Annotated in this window: 16 protein-coding genes and 1 pseudogene; 12 read left to right on the top strand and 5 right to left on the bottom strand. The window is 54.5% G+C overall.

Going from position 1 to position 16,174, the window contains the following annotated elements; translation table 11 throughout:
* Both J2T37_RS08385 and J2T37_RS08380 read left to right on the top strand, forming a co-directional pair.
* A pseudogene (locus J2T37_RS08385) lies at positions 1-75 on the top strand (IS1595 family transposase); the annotation flags it as partial.
* A 40-nt stretch (positions 76-115) separates the two neighbouring features.
* Complete coding sequence (locus tag J2T37_RS08380; protein ID WP_253355149.1) at positions 116-793, top strand: sulfite exporter TauE/SafE family protein; 678 nt, start codon at positions 116-118, stop codon at positions 791-793.
* 97 nt (positions 794-890) lie between these two features.
* On the opposite strand, the gene J2T37_RS08375 is transcribed toward J2T37_RS08380, so the two are convergent.
* From J2T37_RS08375 to xseA, 3 genes are all read right to left on the bottom strand, one after another.
* Positions 891-1,700: a sulfite exporter TauE/SafE family protein gene (locus J2T37_RS08375; protein WP_253355148.1), complete on the bottom strand. Its 810-nt coding sequence runs from the start codon at positions 1,698-1,700 to the stop codon at positions 891-893.
* Positions 1,701-1,703: 3 nt separating this feature from the next.
* A complete protein-coding gene (gene pssA / locus J2T37_RS08370) occupies positions 1,704-2,474 on the bottom strand; it encodes a CDP-diacylglycerol--serine O-phosphatidyltransferase (protein WP_253355147.1) in 771 nt (256 codons plus the stop codon).
* Positions 2,475-2,653: 179 nt separating this feature from the next.
* A complete protein-coding gene (gene xseA / locus J2T37_RS08365; protein WP_253355146.1) occupies positions 2,654-4,009 on the bottom strand; it encodes an exodeoxyribonuclease VII large subunit in 1,356 nt (451 codons plus the stop codon).
* A gap of 145 nt (positions 4,010-4,154) precedes the next feature.
* Here xseA and J2T37_RS08360 point away from each other — a divergent pair, with 145 nt between their 5' ends.
* The 10 genes from J2T37_RS08360 to rfaD all read left to right on the top strand — a co-directional run bounded on the left by J2T37_RS08360 (position 4,155) and on the right by rfaD (position 12,423).
* Complete coding sequence (locus tag J2T37_RS08360) at positions 4,155-5,303, top strand: PIN domain-containing protein (RefSeq protein WP_253355145.1); 1,149 nt, start codon at positions 4,155-4,157, stop codon at positions 5,301-5,303.
* Between the two features lie 89 nt (positions 5,304-5,392).
* Positions 5,393-6,379 carry an alpha/beta hydrolase gene (locus J2T37_RS08355; protein WP_253355144.1) on the top strand — a complete coding sequence of 329 codons (987 nt, stop codon included), beginning with the start codon at positions 5,393-5,395 and terminating at the stop codon, positions 6,377-6,379.
* Positions 6,372-7,412, top strand: a complete 1,041-nt coding sequence (gene lpxK / locus J2T37_RS08350) for a tetraacyldisaccharide 4'-kinase (RefSeq protein WP_253355143.1) — start codon at positions 6,372-6,374, stop codon at positions 7,410-7,412. Before J2T37_RS08355 ends, lpxK begins: the two co-directional genes overlap by 8 nt.
* Positions 7,413-7,422: 10 nt before the next feature.
* The gene (locus J2T37_RS08345) at positions 7,423-7,605 is read left to right on the top strand and encodes a Trm112 family protein (RefSeq protein ID WP_253355142.1); all 183 of its coding nucleotides are present in this window, start codon (positions 7,423-7,425) and stop codon (positions 7,603-7,605) included.
* Positions 7,602-8,360 (top strand): 3-deoxy-manno-octulosonate cytidylyltransferase, encoded by a 759-nt coding sequence (gene kdsB / locus J2T37_RS08340; RefSeq protein WP_253355141.1) that lies wholly within the window; start codon positions 7,602-7,604, stop codon positions 8,358-8,360. Before J2T37_RS08345 ends, kdsB begins: the two co-directional genes overlap by 4 nt.
* A gap of 43 nt (positions 8,361-8,403) precedes the next feature.
* A complete protein-coding gene (gene adk / locus J2T37_RS08335) occupies positions 8,404-9,051 on the top strand; it encodes an adenylate kinase (RefSeq protein WP_253355140.1) in 648 nt (215 codons plus the stop codon).
* 234 nt (positions 9,052-9,285) lie between these two features.
* Positions 9,286-10,017 carry an orotidine-5'-phosphate decarboxylase gene (pyrF, locus tag J2T37_RS08330; protein WP_253355139.1) on the top strand — a complete coding sequence of 244 codons (732 nt, stop codon included), beginning with the start codon at positions 9,286-9,288 and terminating at the stop codon, positions 10,015-10,017.
* A gap of 59 nt (positions 10,018-10,076) precedes the next feature.
* Complete coding sequence (locus J2T37_RS08325; protein ID WP_253355138.1) at positions 10,077-10,307, top strand: DUF2798 domain-containing protein; 231 nt, start codon at positions 10,077-10,079, stop codon at positions 10,305-10,307.
* Between the two features lie 73 nt (positions 10,308-10,380).
* The gene (rfaE1, locus tag J2T37_RS08320) at positions 10,381-11,343 is read left to right on the top strand and encodes a D-glycero-beta-D-manno-heptose-7-phosphate kinase (protein ID WP_253355137.1); all 963 of its coding nucleotides are present in this window, start codon (positions 10,381-10,383) and stop codon (positions 11,341-11,343) included.
* A gap of 75 nt (positions 11,344-11,418) precedes the next feature.
* Complete coding sequence (gene rfaD / locus J2T37_RS08315) at positions 11,419-12,423, top strand: ADP-glyceromanno-heptose 6-epimerase (RefSeq protein ID WP_253355136.1); 1,005 nt, start codon at positions 11,419-11,421, stop codon at positions 12,421-12,423.
* A 190-nt stretch (positions 12,424-12,613) separates the two neighbouring features.
* Here the strand turns inward: rfaD and tkt are convergent, their stop codons facing one another.
* The gene (tkt, locus tag J2T37_RS08310) at positions 12,614-14,602 is read right to left on the bottom strand and encodes a transketolase (RefSeq protein ID WP_253355135.1); all 1,989 of its coding nucleotides are present in this window, start codon (positions 14,600-14,602) and stop codon (positions 12,614-12,616) included.
* Positions 14,603-14,811: 209 nt separating this feature from the next.
* Positions 14,812-16,113 (bottom strand): aminotransferase class I/II-fold pyridoxal phosphate-dependent enzyme, encoded by a 1,302-nt coding sequence (locus J2T37_RS08305; RefSeq protein ID WP_253355134.1) that lies wholly within the window; start codon positions 16,111-16,113, stop codon positions 14,812-14,814.
* Between the last annotated feature and the right edge of the window lie 61 nt (positions 16,114-16,174).

Genomic DNA, 16,174 nt, shown 5'->3' with positions numbered 1-16,174 from the left:
TGGCGTTTTAACAACAGTGAAATAAAATCTCAAATTTCTATTTTGAAACAGTTAGTAAAAGGTAATTTGCTCTAATTATCTAGTACAGCCCCTAACCTTTTCCCACGGCACGGCCATGAACGGCGACATTACCTTATTCACATTATTTCTGCTCGGCTTTTTCGGCGGCGGACACTGCGTCGGCATGTGCGGCGGGCTCTCTAGTGCCTTCGCGCTGCAACTGCCGCCGCACATCAACCGATTCAGCCTGATTGTCTTGCTCAACCTCGGGCGTATCAGCAGCTATGTTTTGATTGGCGCACTGATGGGCTTGCTCGGACAAACGGGCATGCTGCTGGACAATACGCGCACGGTTCAGACGGCCTTGTTTACCTTTGCCAATATTCTCTTGCTGCTGCTGGGGCTGTATTTGGCCGGGCTTTCCAGCGCCGCCACCAAAATCGAGGCGCTGGGCAAACCGGTGTGGAAACGCTTGAATCCCTTGCTAAACAAATTATTGCCGATTAAATCCGTTCCGGCTTGCTTCGGCGTGGGTTTGCTGTGGGGCTGGCTGCCGTGCGGCTTGGTGTACAGCGCGTCGTTATACGCACTGGGCAGCGGCGGCGCACTCAAGGGTGGGTTGTATCTGCTGGCGTTTGCGCTGGGTACGTTGCCCAATCTGCTGGCAATGGGCTTTTTTGCGGCGCAGTTGAAAGGATTTTTGCAAAACCGCAAGGTCAGGTTGATCGCGGGATTATTGGTGGCGGCTTGGGCGCTGTGGCAGCTGTGGCGGATGTTTGGTTTGCACCATTGAGGGCGCGTTTTAGATTCTTGTAGAAATCACTGATTTTTTTGTATAAACGAAACTAATAAAGGCCGTCTGAAAATATTTCAGACGGCCTTGTCTATGATTATTCTGCATACATGCGCCATAGCAGGCGGATGGCGATAAACAGCAGCAGCAATCCGAAAGCGGTGGTCAGCTTTTTCGGCGGCAGTTTATGCGCCAGCTTCACGCCTAGGGGCGCAAACAAGACGGTGGCAATGCTCAAAATGACAACGGTGGGCAGATACCAAAAACCCCATGTTCCGGCGGGCAGGTCGTCGGTTTCCAAACCGGCAAGCAGATAGCCGATTGCACCGGTCACGGCAATCGGCCAAGTCAGGCCGGAAGACGTGCCAATGGCGCGGTGGACGGGAACATTGCAATACATCAGAAACGGTACCGACAGAGAACCGCCACCAATCCCAACCCAGCTGGAAATCATGCCGAACACGCCGCCGACGCCGGTTAATACCGTTCGGCCGGGTAAGGCGCGGGAGGGTTTGGGTTTGGCGTTGGTTAATACTTTAATTGCCATGATGACGGTAAAGGCGATAAAAAACAGCTGCAAACCTTGTTGCGGCAGATATTTCGATACCAGCGAGCCGAGGAGTGCGCCGCCAATCATGCCCGGCGCCATCAGGAGGACGACTTTCCAATCGACTGCCTGCTTTTTATGCTGCGCCCACATGCTGGATAGCGTGGTGAACATCATCACGGCAAAGGTTGTACCGATGGCCAAGTGCTGGTCGTAGGCGCTTTCCAAACCTTGCAGCTGCAAAATCCACAACATTGCCGGCACCAACACCAAGCCGCCGCCGACGCCGAACAAACCGGCAATCAGCCCCGACAGCGCCCCCACCGCCAGCATGGTCAAAATCACATCAGGCTGCCACATGTTTCAGACGGCCTTTCTACGCTTGCGGCGCCACCAGCGGCGTACTGCCATCACATAACCCGACAGGCTGTACCCGAAGAAAAATAAGAATAAAACCAGCGCCGGTTCCCAAGTTACCAGCAGCAGCACCAATACCGCCAACACCATGCCCATAAACGGCACTTTGCGCTGGATGTTGATTTCTTTGAAACTCCAAAACGGAATCTGCACAATCATCGACAAACCGGCAAACAGGGTAATGCCCAGCGCCCACCATTCGACATACGGAAAACGCTCGACACTGTGGTTAACCCAAATCAGGCCGACAATCAGTGCGGCGGCCGTCGGGCTGGGAATACCGATAAACCAGCGTTTATCCACCTTGCCGATAAGGGTGTTAAACAAAGCCAGGCGCAGCGCGGCGCAGGCGCAATAGATAAAGGCCACGGTATAACCGATTTTGCCAAATTGCCACAGCTGCCATTTGTAGGCAATCAGCGCGGGCGCTACGCCGAAGCTGACCATATCGGCCAAGCTGTCGAGCTGCTCGCCAAACGCGCTTTGGCTGTTGGTCAGGCGGGCGACGCGGCCGTCCATGCCATCGAGCAGCATGGAAATAAACACCGCAATTGCCGCCGTTTCGTAATGACCGTGCATGGATTGGGTAATGGCGTAAAACGCGCAAAACAGCGCGGCAATGGTAAACGAATTGGGCAGCAGATAAATGCTGTTGTGCCGCAGCGACGGGCGCGAACCCGGATTAGGTTGCGCATTCGGATTTTCAGGGGTGTGCATAAAACGTTCCTAAAAAGCGGCTGCCGACGGGCAGCGTGGATAATTGATTATACCTGCTTTGGGTCAAACCGTCTTGGTTGCGGCAAGGCCGTCTGAAAATGGGTTTGGTGGGCGGTAAAAATGCCGTCTGAAAATTTCAGACGGCATATACCCCAAGCGTTGGCTTGGCTTTGCGCCTGTTACGCCAAATCAAACAAATCCGCCTGCGCTTGCTCGCGGGTAACGCGCACGTCGGTTTCGCCGTCGGCAAAGGTAATGCTCAACTTCTGCCCCTGTTTTAAGGCTGCGGCCGAGCGCACCACCTGCCCGCGCGTGTTTTTGACCACGGCGAAACCGCGTTGCAAAATCTGCTGCGGCGACACAGCTTCCAGCAGGGCGGTTTGCTTTTCTAGGGTATGGCGGCGTTGTTGCAAAAGATTTTGGAACGACTGCGCCAAGGCCGTCTGAAATTGCGCCACTTCGCGCTTGGCTTGGCTGATGTCGGGGCGCAGGTGCTGCAAGACTTGTTGTTGCTGCTCAAGCTGTTGCGCGTGGAAGCGGCGGTTTTGCTGCATGGCAAAACGCAGGTTTTGGTTTAAGGTTTGCTGGTAAATGCGCTGTTCGCCCAGCTTTTGACGCGGGTGGCGGATTTGCCGTGCCAGCCAATCGACGCGCTGGCTGGCGTCGTAATAGCGCTGCTGTAACACCTCTTGCAGACGGCCTTGCACCTGCGAGAGCTTCGCCAGCGTTTCCATGCGGTTGGGGCTGACCAGCTCCGCCGCGCCGGTCGGTGTCGGCGCACGCACATCGGCGACAAAATCCGCCAGCGTAAAATCGGTTTCATGCCCCACGCCGCTGACCACCGGCATGGCGCAATGCTCGATGGCGCGTACCATCGGCGCTTCGTTAAACGCCCACAAATTCTCAATGCTGCCGCCGCCGCGACACACAATCAACACATCCGCCTCATTGCGCGCCGAGGCCGTCTGAATGGCTTGCGCAATCTGCAATTCGCTGCCTGCGCCCTGCACCGGCGTCGGATAGACGATAACCGGAATTTCCGGCGCACGCCGCCGCAAAGTTGTTACCACATCGCGCAAAGCCGCCGCCGCCAGGCTGGTAACAATGCCGATGGCGCGGGGACGCTCGGGCAGCGGCCGTTTGCGTTCCACCGCAAACACGCCCTCGGCCTGCAACTGCGCCTTCAGCCGCTCATACGCCTCATACAGCCGCCCCAAACCCATCAGCCGCACTTCGTTGACTGTAATCTGAAATTCGCCGCGCGCCTCGTAAATGCTGATTCTGCCCGATACCTCGATGTGATCGCCTTCTTTGAGTGGCGCGGCCAAACGCGAAGCCGTGCCCTTAAACATGGCGCAGCGCACCTGCGCACGGCTGTCTTTGAGCGAAAAATAATAATGCCCGCTGGCGGCGCGGGTCAGATTCGACACCTCGCCCGCCACCCACAGGCCGCTGAGGTGGTCTTCCAGCAGATTTTTAGCCAGCGCGTTGAGTTCGGAAACGGAAAGGGAAGAGGGGGAGAAAAGTTCGGTCATGATGGTTCGGTAAAAGTCGGAATATCGCGATTATAAAGGTTTTCAGACGGCCTTGGAGGTGGGCATATTTTCAGATAATGGTTTTAATGATATATTCATAATCCATTTTATGGCTATATTTTTATAAACAATACGGGGAGAAACCATGAAACATCTATTGATTGATTTTGAAAACGTCCAGCCCGATGCGGCGCAGTTTAACCAGTTGGATGAAAACGGCCATATTTGGCTGTTTTTAGGCGTATTGCAGCAAAAAACGCTACCGCTCGAGCTGTGCGAGGCTTTGTGCAGATTCGGCAAAAACGTGCATTTCGTGCGGATTGTCCGCAGCGGTAAAAATGCCTTGGATTTTTACCTGTCTTACTATTTGGGGCGGATTACCGAGCAGGATAAAGCGGCAGACATTTGCATATTGTCGCGGGACGGCGGCTATGATGTCTTGGTGGAGCATTTGACCCACAGCAAGCTGTGCCGTAGCGTTGCGCGGTATGCTGACATTCAGGAAATGAACGCGCTGGTTTCGGAGAAAAAAGCCGAAGCAGTTCAGGAAGAGAAGGGCGAAGCGGCGGCAACGCCCGTACCACTTTACCAAAGTACTGACTTCATCAACCGGTGTGCCCAAAAAGTGGTGCAAACATTTATCCAACCAAATGCTTTCCGCGCTGAATTGTGGCATAACTTTTACGGGCGGTTGTTCCGGCTGTTGCAAGAGGCGTTTGAAGAATTTGCGCATTTGGAATTGCCATACAAAAAAGAAGTGATTGAACAGGTATGGACGAAAATGGCCAATAAAGGCCTGATTTCCCGTGAAAACGGCGGATCACGCGTTTGCTATCATTTGGATGGCGACAGCATTTTAAAGCGCTTGAGCGAGACATTGGCGCAGGCAAAGCCTAAAAGCGTTACCGCAGCGCAGAATGTGGTGCGCTCGCAGGCGCGGATTTTTTGTTTGGAGGTAGAGGAATCTACCGTTCAGGATATTTTGGCCTATTGCCGCAAGCGAAATATCTTGCGCATTGAAAACGATAAAATCACGTATGCGCCGTTTCCGCAAAAAGAGGCGGCAGCGCCGGATAAAGCTGGGCAGAATAATGACGCGCAGGCGGTCAAACACGCCGCTGCTTTTTTCCAAAAATTTGCCAAAAACAAACCCGCCAGCCGCGAGCGCTTATTAAATTCCATGCAGAATTTTCTTAAAATAGACAAGACGCAGGCGGATAAAATGATTGACGCATTGGTGCGGCAAAATAAAATCAGTTTTAACCATACAGGCAAAGCGCAGTATCGTTTTTAGCGGACACGGAAACATTTTCAGACGGCCGTTTCTTGCATACAATAAGGCTTGATTGGGCATTTGCGTTGACACAACGAAAGAAGGATACCATGCAAATCAAGGCTTTCCCGGGTTATGAAGACCATCTTTACAGCTATCTGTCGGACGGCAGCGCAACAACGGCGGCGCATAAAGCCGCGCAAAGCAAAGCATTGCTGGATTTTACCCTGCCGCCGGGCATGAGCATGACCGATACGCTGATTGCGGGCGCAGAAGTCGGGCAAACGCTGAAATTGCGGATATTCAAACCCGCCGGTTTACCCGAATCTGCTCCATTTATTTTAGATATTCACGGCGGCGGCTTTGTGGCCGGTTCGCTGGATATTGATAATGCACGGTGTATTGCCTTGGCCGAACGGGTACCTGCGATTGTGGTTGCCGTTGAATACCGTTTGGCGGGAAAAGACGGCGTTCATTTTCCTGCGCCGCTGGAAGATTGCCATACCGCTTACCGCTATTTGCAGGCGCACGGGCATGAGTGGGGCGGCGACGGCAAGCGTATCGGCATACACGGCTCCAGCGCGGGCGGCAATTTGGCGGGCGGATTAGCGCTGTATCTGCGCGACAGAGGCGAGCAGCAACCGGCCTTAACGGTGATGAACTGCCCGACCGTGGATACCGCCATTGCCGAAAGCATGTCGTTCCAACAGCTTATCCGTTTCAAAATGGGCCCGGATGAAAAAGCGGCCGGTTCGGAAGCTGCTTATTTGGGCGGTTACAATGGGCAGCAGCCTTCATACTACGCCTTTCCCAAATTCTGTCACGATGTCGCCGGCTTGGGGGCAACCATGATTATCATGGCCGAATACGATACCTTGCGCGATTCTGCGCTGGAATACGGCCAACGGCTACTGCGGGCAGGCGTGCCGTGCGAGCTGTTTGTCGCGCCAAGAGTAGGGCATTGTTTTACCGCCGCGCCGCACCCCTATACCGATTTGGTACACGATATGATGGCTTGGTCGTTCCGCCGCGAATTCGGCATGTTGGACGGCTTGGTAAAAGAAACAACCGCAGCGCCGGAAGCCGACCATGCCTAAACTTCATGAAATCATCGAACGCCACTGGCAACAGCCCAATCACGTTTTAAGCTGTCTGTTGCGGCCTTTTTCCTGCCTGTTTGCCCGGATTGCCGCCAAACGGCGGCGCGATTTTTTGTCAGGCCGTCTGAAAAGCGAAAAATTGCCCGTGCCCGTGGTCGTGGTAGGCAATATCCATGCAGGCGGTACGGGCAAAACGCCAGTGGTGTCCGCGTTGGTGTCGGGCTTGCAGCAAAAAGGCATGAAGGTCGGCATTATCAGCCGGGGTTACGGGCGTGAAAGCAAAGATATACATGTTTTGACTGACCGCAGCACGGCGGCGCAGGCAGGGGACGAGCCTTTGCTGCTCTACCGCCAAACCGGTGCGCCCACCGCCGTGGGCAGCCGCCGCGCCGAAGCGGGCAGGGCGCTGCTGGCGGTGTTCCCCGACTTGGACATCATCGTCGCCGATGACGGTTTGCAGCATTACGCCTTACAGCGCGACTTGGAAATCGCCGTCTTTCCCGCCGCCGATACCGGACGGCAGGATTTGGATTTGCTGCCCAACGGCGGTTTGCGCGAACCTTTGTCGCGCTTGGCTTCGGTGGATGCAGTCGTTATCAGCGGCGGACGGGAAAACGCCGACGGCGCGTTTAGGTCGTCTGAAAACCTGTTTTACAGCAGCGTGGCGGCGGGGCAGATTTACCGTTTGAACCGGCCTGCCGAAAAATGGGATTCAGGCCGTCTGAATCATGCAAAGGCGACCATCGCCGCCGTCGCCGGTATCGCCAAGCCGGAGCGTTTTTTTAACACCTTGCGCGGCATGGGGCTGCCCTTGGCGCAAACCGTCGCACTGCCCGATCATGCCGATGTGAATCCGGAGGATTTTCCGCGTACTGACGCGGTCATTATTACCGAAAAAGACGCGGTAAAAATTTCAGACGGCCAAGATACGGAAAATGTGTGGGTGCTGCCTATTTGTGCGATAATCGAACCTGATTTGGCGGCGTTTGTGTTAGGCCGTCTGAAAAGCGGCATCAATACCCGAAACTGAAAGACCGAATATGGAAAAAAAATTCTTAGACATCCTCGTCTGCCCCGTTACCAAAGGCAAATTGGAATACCACCAAGACACGCAGGAATTGTGGAGCCGTCAGGCGAAATTGGCCTATCCCATCCGCGACGGCATTCCTTATATGTTGGAAAACGAAGCGCGCGCGCTGACTGAAGAGGAATTGCACGCATGACCGAATTCGTCGTATTGATTCCTGCCCGCCTGTCGTCTTCGCGCCTGCCGGGCAAGGCATTGGCCGACATCCACGGCAAGCCTATGGTGGTGCGCGTGGCGGAGCAGGCAGCCAAAAGCAAGGCGGCGCGTATCGTGGTGGCAACCGATCATGCCGATATTCAGACGGCCTGCGAAGCGCACGGCGTGGAAGTCGTGCTGACTTCTGATAAACACGAAAGCGGCAGCACCCGTCTGGCCGAAGCCGCCGCGAAGCTGAAACTGCCGCAACATCTGATTGTGGTCAACGTTCAGGGCGATGAGCCGCTAATTGATCCCGAACTCATCAACCGCACGGCGGAAACGCTGGTGGAAAACAATGTGCAGATGGCTACCGCCGCGCACGAATTGCATGATTTCGACGAGTTTATGAATCCGAATGTTGTCAAAGTCGTCTTGGATAAAAACCGCAACGCGCTGTATTTCAGCCGCGCTCCGATTGCCTATCCGCGCGATTCCATGCTCAAAGGCGAGCGCAAACTGCCCGAGGCTGCGCCGCTGCGCCATATCGGGATTTACGCCTACCGCGCCGGTTTCTTGCAACGCTACGCCGAAATGAGCGTGTCGCCCTTGGAAACCACCGAATCGCTGGAGCAGCTGCGCGTGTTGTGGCACGGCTTCCCGATTGCGGTGGAAATCACTGCCCAAGCCCCTGCCGCCGGTGTGGATACGCAGGAAGATTTGGATCGGGTACGGGCGGTGTTTCAAGCCAATTAGTCAAACTGTTTCCCATTAAACTTAACCACTCAAAGGAATGTTCATGAAAGTATTGTTATTAGGCGCACCGGGCGCAGGCAAAGGCACTCAGGCGCAATTTATTACCGCTGCGTTCGGTATTCCGCAAATTTCCACCGGCGACATGCTGCGTGCGGCGATTAAAGCCGGTACGCCGCTGGGTTTGGAAGCGAAAAAAATCATCGATGAAGGCGGCTTGGTGCGCGACGACATCATCATCGGTATGGTCAAAGAACGCATTGCGCAAGACGATTGCAAAGACGGCTTTTTGTTTGACGGTTTCCCGCGCACTTTGGCGCAAGCCGAAGCGATGGTGGAAGCGGGCGTGGACTTGGACGCCGTGGTGGAAATCGACGTGCCCGACAGCGTGATTGTTGACCGCATGAGCGGCCGCCGCGTGCACCTGCCTTCCGGCCGTACCTACCACATCAGCTACAATCCGCCCAAAGCGGAAGGTAAAGACGACGTAACCGGCGAAGATTTGATTCAGCGCGACGACGACAAAGAAGAAACCGTCAAAAAACGCTTGGCCGTGTATCACGACCAAACCGAAGTCTTGGTGGGTTTTTACAGCAAACTGACCGGCGAACACGCGCCCAAATACATCAAAGTGGACGGCACGCAAGCCGTTGACGCGGTGAAAGCTGAAGTATTGATGGCATTGGGCAAATAAGTTCCGGCTGATTCTCAGGCCGTCTGAAAAGGTGTGATAGAAATTTTCGGTTTCGTTTTAACACCTGTTCAGACGGCCTTTGTGTATGGCTTTTGCGCAAAAGCTGTTAAAATCAGGCCTAATGATAAACATGCGGCTGCGTGAGCGCACGGGTGTGGCAATGTGTGCCGCTGGCGTCTTGAAAACCCGTCAGAAAAACCCGTTAGGCCATCTGAAATACCGAATGGAAATGCGATGAACCCTTTGATTACCGACTTTCAAACTCCAGAGCAGCGCACGCCCGTGATTGTGGCGCTGGATTTTCCCAATGAGGCCGATACGCTGAAATTCGTGCGCACGCTCGATCCGGGCTTGTGCCAGCTCAAAATCGGCAAAGAGCTGTTTACCTCTACCGGCCGTAGATTGGCGGAAAGCCTGATTAATCAAGGTTTTAAGCTGTTTCTCGATTTGAAATACCATGATATTCCCAACACCGTGGCGCAGGCCTGCAAAGTGGCGGCCGACATGGGCGTATGGATGGTGGATTTGCACGCTTCAGGCGGCCGCCGTATGATGGAAGCCGCTGCCGAGGTGGTGGCTAATGCCGGCAACAAACCGCTGCTGATTGGCGTAACCGTGTTAACCAGTATGGAACAGAGCGAGCTGGCCGAAGTTGGCGTAACCGCCCCGATTGAAGAGCAGGTGTTGCGCTTGGCGACATTGGCGCAAAGCTCGGGTCTCGACGGCGTGGTCTGCTCCGCGCTGGAAGCCGCGCCGCTGCGCCGTGCTTTGGGCAGTGAATTTGTTTTGGTGACGCCGGGTATCCGCTTGGATATCGCCGGTAATAACGATGATCAGCGCCGCATTATGACCCCGGCGCAAGCGTTGGCGGCAGGTTCGACTTATTTGGTGATGGGGCGTCCGGTTACGCAAGCGGCCGACCCGATTGCGGTGTTGCGCGAAGTGAATGCGGTGGCGAACGCCTGATGTATGGTCATCTGCACCAAAGATAAATTTTCAGACGGCCTTGAATAAAGGAAACGGCTATGAACATCAGCAAAAAATGGTATAAACCGTTGCGGATTGTTTCCACTGTTTTTGCCATGTCGTTGTGTATGTCATTCAGCATGACGGCTGTGCGGCATGGTTTCGATTCGGCCTTTCTCGGCGAATGGTTGCGCAACTGGCGCGTGGCGGTGTTGATTGCGCTACCGACGGCTACGGTGATGGTCAGCTTGGTGGATGTATTGTTCAACCGCATTTTGCCGTTTAAATAAAGGCCGTCTGAAAATAATATGACGACAGCGGTTTTGCTGTTGCTAAAAATACTGAAAACAAAAGATAGAGAATATGTTTGCAAACCTGTCTTCTGAGGCTTTGAAAGCCCGTTTTGCCCAAGCTAAAGTATTGGTGGTCGGCGATGTCATGCTCGACCGCTATTGGTTTGGTGATGTTGCCCGCATTTCGCCGGAAGCGCCCGTACCCGTGGCGAAAATCAGCCAAATCGACCAACGTGCGGGCGGGGCGGCAAACGTGGCGCGTAATATCGCTTCATTGGGCGGTAAAGCGGGACTTTTGTCGGTAACGGGCAAAGACGAAGCGGCTGACGCGCTGGATAAATTGATGGCGCAAGACGGTGTGGCGGCTTATCTGATGCGCGATGCGGAAATCGCCACGACGGTCAAATTGCGCGTGGTGGCGCGTAACCAGCAGCTTATCCGTTTGGATTTTGAAGAGCTGCCGCATTATGAAGTGTTGGAGCAGGTCAAGGCGCAATACCGCGCCATTTTGCCCGATTACGATGTGGTGATTTTTTCCGATTACGGCAAAGGCGGGCTGACGCATATCGCGGATATGATTGACTGGGCGAAACACGCGGGCAAAGCTGTGCTGGTCGATCCCAAGGGCAGCGACTACGAAAAATACGCCGGTGCGACCCTGATTACCCCCAACCGCGCCGAGCTGAAAGAAGTTATCGGCAGTTGGAAAAGCGAAACGGAGTTGGCAGATAAAGCGCAATCGCTGCGCCGCCATTTGGATTTACACGCCATTTTGCTGACCCGCAGCGAAGAGGGCATGACCCTGTTTGGCGACGGCGAGCCACTGCACCAGCCGACCCGTGCGCAGGAAGTCTATGACGTGTCCGGCGCGGGCGATACCGTGATTGCCTGCATGGGCTTGGGTTTGGCGGTCGGTTTCGCCCCGTCGGAAGCCATGCACCTGGCCAATACCGCTGCCGGTGTGGTGGTGGCAAAAGTGGGTACGGCGGTCTGCTCGTTTGAGGAATTGGGAAAAGCCTTGGCAGAGCAATAAGTATTATCGTGTTATCACTTTTTCAGACGGCCACCATGCATAGAAGGCCGTCTGAACAAACAAAAAGGAAAAAGCATGACCATCATCGTGACCGGCGCAGCCGGCTTTATCGGCAGCAACATCGTCAAAGCCTTGAATGAGCGCGGCATTACCGACATTGTCGCCGTGGATAACCTCACCAAAGGCGAAAAATTCAAAAATCTGGCTGAGTGCGAAATCAGCCATTACCTCGACAAGCATGAATTTATCCGCCAAGTGCGCGCGCATATCCTGCCGTATGACGATATTCAAGCCGTGTTTCATGAAGGCGCGTGTTCCGACACCATGAACCACGACGGCCTGTATATGATGGACAACAACTACCAATACACGCTGGATTTGCTCGACTGGTGTCAGGATGAGCGCATTCCGTTTCTTTACGCCTCCAGCGCGGCGGTATACGGCAAGGGCAAAGTGTTTGAAGAAAAACGCGAATTGGAAAAACCGCTGAATGTCTATGGTTATTCCAAATTCCTGTTTGACCAAGTATTGCGCCGCCGCATGGCGCACGGCTTGACCGCGCAAGTGGTCGGTTTCCGCTATTTCAATGTGTACGGCCAAATGGAGCAGCACAAAGGCCGCATGGCGTCGGTGGCCTTCCACCATTTCAACCAATACCGCGAACACGGCTATGTCAACCTGTTTGGCGCGAACGGCGGCTACGGCAACGGCGAGCAGACCCGCGATTTTGTCAGCGTGGAAGACGTGGCCAAAGTGAACCTGTATTTCTTCGACAATCCGCAGTTATCCGGTATTTTCAATTTGGGTACCGGCCGCAGCCAGCAGTTTAACGACCTTGCCGCCGCCACCGTCAACGCCTGCCGCGCCGCCGAGGGCAAACCAGAAATGAGTTTGGAAGAGTTGGTAAAAGAAGAGCTGATTCGCTACATTCCCTTCCCCGACGCGCTTAAAGGCAAATACCAGAGCTTTACCCAAGCGGATATTACCAAGCTGCGCCAAGCAGGTTATACCGGTGAATTTTACGATGTGAAGCAGGGTGTCAGCCGTTATGTGAAATGGATGTTGGAGAATTTGGTGTAAGGTTTTTGAAACCCCCTAAAAAGGCCGTCTGAAAACGAATGCGCAATTTTGTTTTCAGACGGCCTTGTCAATAATGGCAACCCTCATACGGAGAAAGTGTAACCGGGTGTCATAGGGTAAGCACTTTTACGTCTCAAACAAAATGCCGTCTGAAAATTTCAGACGGCATTTTGTTTGCGTAAAGGCCGGATTATTTACCCAACACACCTTTCACAGTATTCACCACATGCTCAATGGTGAAGCCGAACAGTTCAAACAGTTGCTCTGCCGGAGCAGATTCGCCGAAACGGTCGATGCCGATAACCGCGCCGTTGCTGCCGACATATTTATACCAGCCGCCGGTAACGCCCGCTTCCACGGCGATTTTCGGCAGGTTGGCAGGCAATACGCTGGCTTGGTAATCCGGCGTTTGTTTGTCAAATACATTGGTGGACGGCATGGATACCACGTTGACGAACACGCCTTGTTCGGCCAATACGGTTTGCGCGTTCAAAGCCAGCTCGACTTCGGAGCCGGTGGCGATAATCACCGCTTGCACTTGGCCTTCTTTGGCGGCGCTGATGACGTAGCCGCCGCGTTTGATGTCGGCTAATTGCGCGTCGCTGCGTGGGATAAACGGCAGGTTTTGGCGGCTGAAAATCAGGCAGCTCGGATGGTCGGCTGCTTTGACCGCTTCAGACCAGGCTACCAGCGATTCGGCGGTGTCGCACGGGCGCCATACGGCCATGTTCGGAATCAGGCGCAGGGTGGAGGTTTGCTCGACCGGCTGGTGGGTCGAGCCGTCTTCGCCCAAGCCGATGGAGTCGTGGGTAAACACGAAAATTGGGTTGATTTTCATCAGCGCGGCCATGCGCAGGGCATTGCGCTCGTATTCGCTGAACATCAGGAAGGTTGCGCCGAAAGGTTTGACGCCACCATGCAGAGTCAGGCCGTTCATCATTGCGCCCATGGCAAATTCGCGCACGCCGTAGTGGATGTAATTGCCGCCGTGTTCGCGGGTAACGGAGACGCTGTTTGACCAGTCGGTCAGGTTGGAAGGCGTCAAATCGGCCGAGCCGCCAACAAATTCCGGCAATACTTTGGCCAAAACTTCAATGCTGTTTTGGCTGGCTTTGCGGGTGGCGATTTTTTCCGCTTTGGCGCACACTTCTTTTAAGGCTGTCTGAACATATTCATCGTAACCTTGCGGCAGTTCGCGGTTCATGCGGCGCACAAATTCGGCTGCTTCGCTTGGGAATTTGGCTTGGTATTGCGCAAACAATTCGTTCCATTCGGCTTCCAGTTTTGCACCTTTGGCTTTGGCGCTCCAAGCGTCGTAAATTTCCTGCGGAATTTCAAACGGGCCGTAATGCCAGTCTAAATGTTTGCGGGTGGCTTCCAGCTCTTCCACGCCCAACGGCGCACCGTGGGTTTTGTGGCTGCCTTCTTTGGTGGCGGCGCCTTTGCCGATTAAGGTTTTGCAGCAGATGATGGAAGGCTTGCCGGTTTCGGCTTTGGCTGCTTCGATGGCGGCTTGCAGCGCGGCGGTATCATGGCCGTTGACATTGGGAATAACATGCCAGCCGTAGCTTTCAAAGCGTTGCGGGATGTCTTCGGTAAACCAGCCGTCCACCTTGCCGTCGATGGAGATGTTGTTGTCGTCATACAAAACCACCAGTTTGCCCAAGCCCAGCGTACCGGCCAGTGAGCAGGCTTCGTGGGAAATGCCTTCCATCAGGCAGCCGTCGCCCAAGAAAACGTAGGTGTGGTGATCGACGATATTCAGGCCGTCTTTATTAAACTCTTCGGCGAGGATTTTTTCCGCCAAAGCCATGCCCACGGCATTGGCGATACCCTGACCCAAGGGGCCGGTGGTGGTTTCCACGCCGTCGGTGTAGCCGTATTCGGGATGGCCGGGGGTTTTGCTGTGCAGCTGACGGAATTGTTTCAAATCTTCAATCGACAGGTTGTAGCCGGTCAGGTGCAGCAGGCTGTACAGCAGGGCGGAGGCATGGCCGTTGGACAAAACGAAACGGTCGCGGTTGTAGAATTTCGGGTTGGCCGGATTGTGGTTGAGGAATTTTGTCCACAACACTTCCGCCATTTCAGCCATGCCCATCGGCGCACCGGGGTGGCCGGAGTTGGCTTTTTGAACGGCATCGGCGGAGAGGAAGCGGAGTGCATTGGCAAGCTGGGACATTGGGTACCTTTCTTGATGGGCGTTTGGGGGAATCAGACAACGCTTTCGATTATCGCTTTATTTGGCTGGGGTTTCAAGGATATTTGCAGGTTAAAAAGCGCAGAATGGGGGATTGGGGGAAATAGGGCAGAAAGGCCGCCTGAAAACCGGCGGATGGGTCGGTCTCTTTTCAGACGGCCTGATATATCTATCTTAAGCGTTGCTTGCTTTTAAAAAATATTCTGCTTGCTCACGGCCAGCGTTTCTGCAATATCATCCGCCAAGCGGCGGCAATCGTCCAGGCTTAAGTTGCTCACGGTAATGCGCACGGCCGGTTGCTTGCGGAAACTGAACGGGGCGCAGCTTTGCACCGCCCAGCCTTTGGCCGCAAGAAACTGGATTAATTGCGATTCGTTGGCAACAGGCAGCCAGATGTGCATGCCTTCGCCGTGTGCGCCGGGGAAACGAATACCGTGTTGTTGCAGGCATTCGGCGAGATAATCGCGGCGTTGCTGATAGCTGTCGGCAATGCGCTCGAGGCCGTCTGAACCGAATTTGCGCCAGATTTTGTAGGTCAGGTGTTGCAGCAGTTTGCTAATCCAGCGCGGGCCGAGGGTAAAGCGTTTGCGCATGGCTTGTAGGGTCGGGCCGTTGCCGGCGGCGATGGCGATACGCGCATCGGTGCCGAGGAATTTGCTGGTGGATGTGGAATAAATCCATTCGCAATCAAGCCCCGACAAACCGGGAAACGGTCGCTTGCTTAAAACGCCCCAGTGGTCGTCGATAATCAGCATGGCGTCGTGGCGGTTGAGAAGTTCTTGCCATTGCTGCCAGCGTGCGGCGCTGTAACAAATCCCAGTCGGACTGTGCGCACGCGGGGTCAGAATCACGGCGGCGACGTTTTCGTCTAAGTAGTCAGGTACGACAGCGCCTTCTTCATCTAAAGCAACAGGCACGGCTTCCAAGCGCAAGGCGGCCAGCAGCGCGGGCAGGGGCGGCCAGCAGGGATCTTCCACCAATACTTTGGCACCGCTCATGCAGCGCTGGGTAAGGGCGCGTTCGATGATGTCCAGCGTGCTGGAAAGCAACATGACATCGGTTTCAATGCCGATGTTGTTTTTTAGCCACGTCTTTACAAAAGCCATTAATTCTTTGTGGTCGCCGTTGCTGCCGACATCGGTGTGCAGGCGGTAGCCTTCAAACAAATCGGCGCTTAGCTCTGGCAGTAATGTGCGATCCACATTGCCGGAAGCCAAATCTACCAAGCCTTCGGGGATGGCGGTTTCGCTGTGCATGATTTCGGTTTTTTCCGGCACGAAGCTGCCGCGCCGCCCGTCGGTGTCGATAATGCCTACATTGCGCAGCTGGCGGTAAGCGGCGGAAACGGTGTTGGGATTGACGCCCAATTCTTCCGCCAGTTGGCGCACGGTCGGCAGGCGGTAGCCGGCCGGCCATGTTTTGTTGCGGATGAGGTGTTCAATTGATTGGGCGATATTGACAGCAGTTGTGCCTTTGGGTTTTAATTGCTCCATACAAAACCTTTTTTGTATTAATGCAAAAATTTTAGATGAAAATGAAATATTTTGCAAGCTG

This window comes from Neisseria perflava (assembly GCF_024170405.1).
Classification (GTDB): Bacteria; Pseudomonadota; Gammaproteobacteria; order Burkholderiales; family Neisseriaceae; genus Neisseria; species Neisseria perflava_B.
The sequence above is the reverse complement of the archived record's forward strand: the minus strand, read 5'-3'. Positions and strand labels throughout refer to the sequence as shown.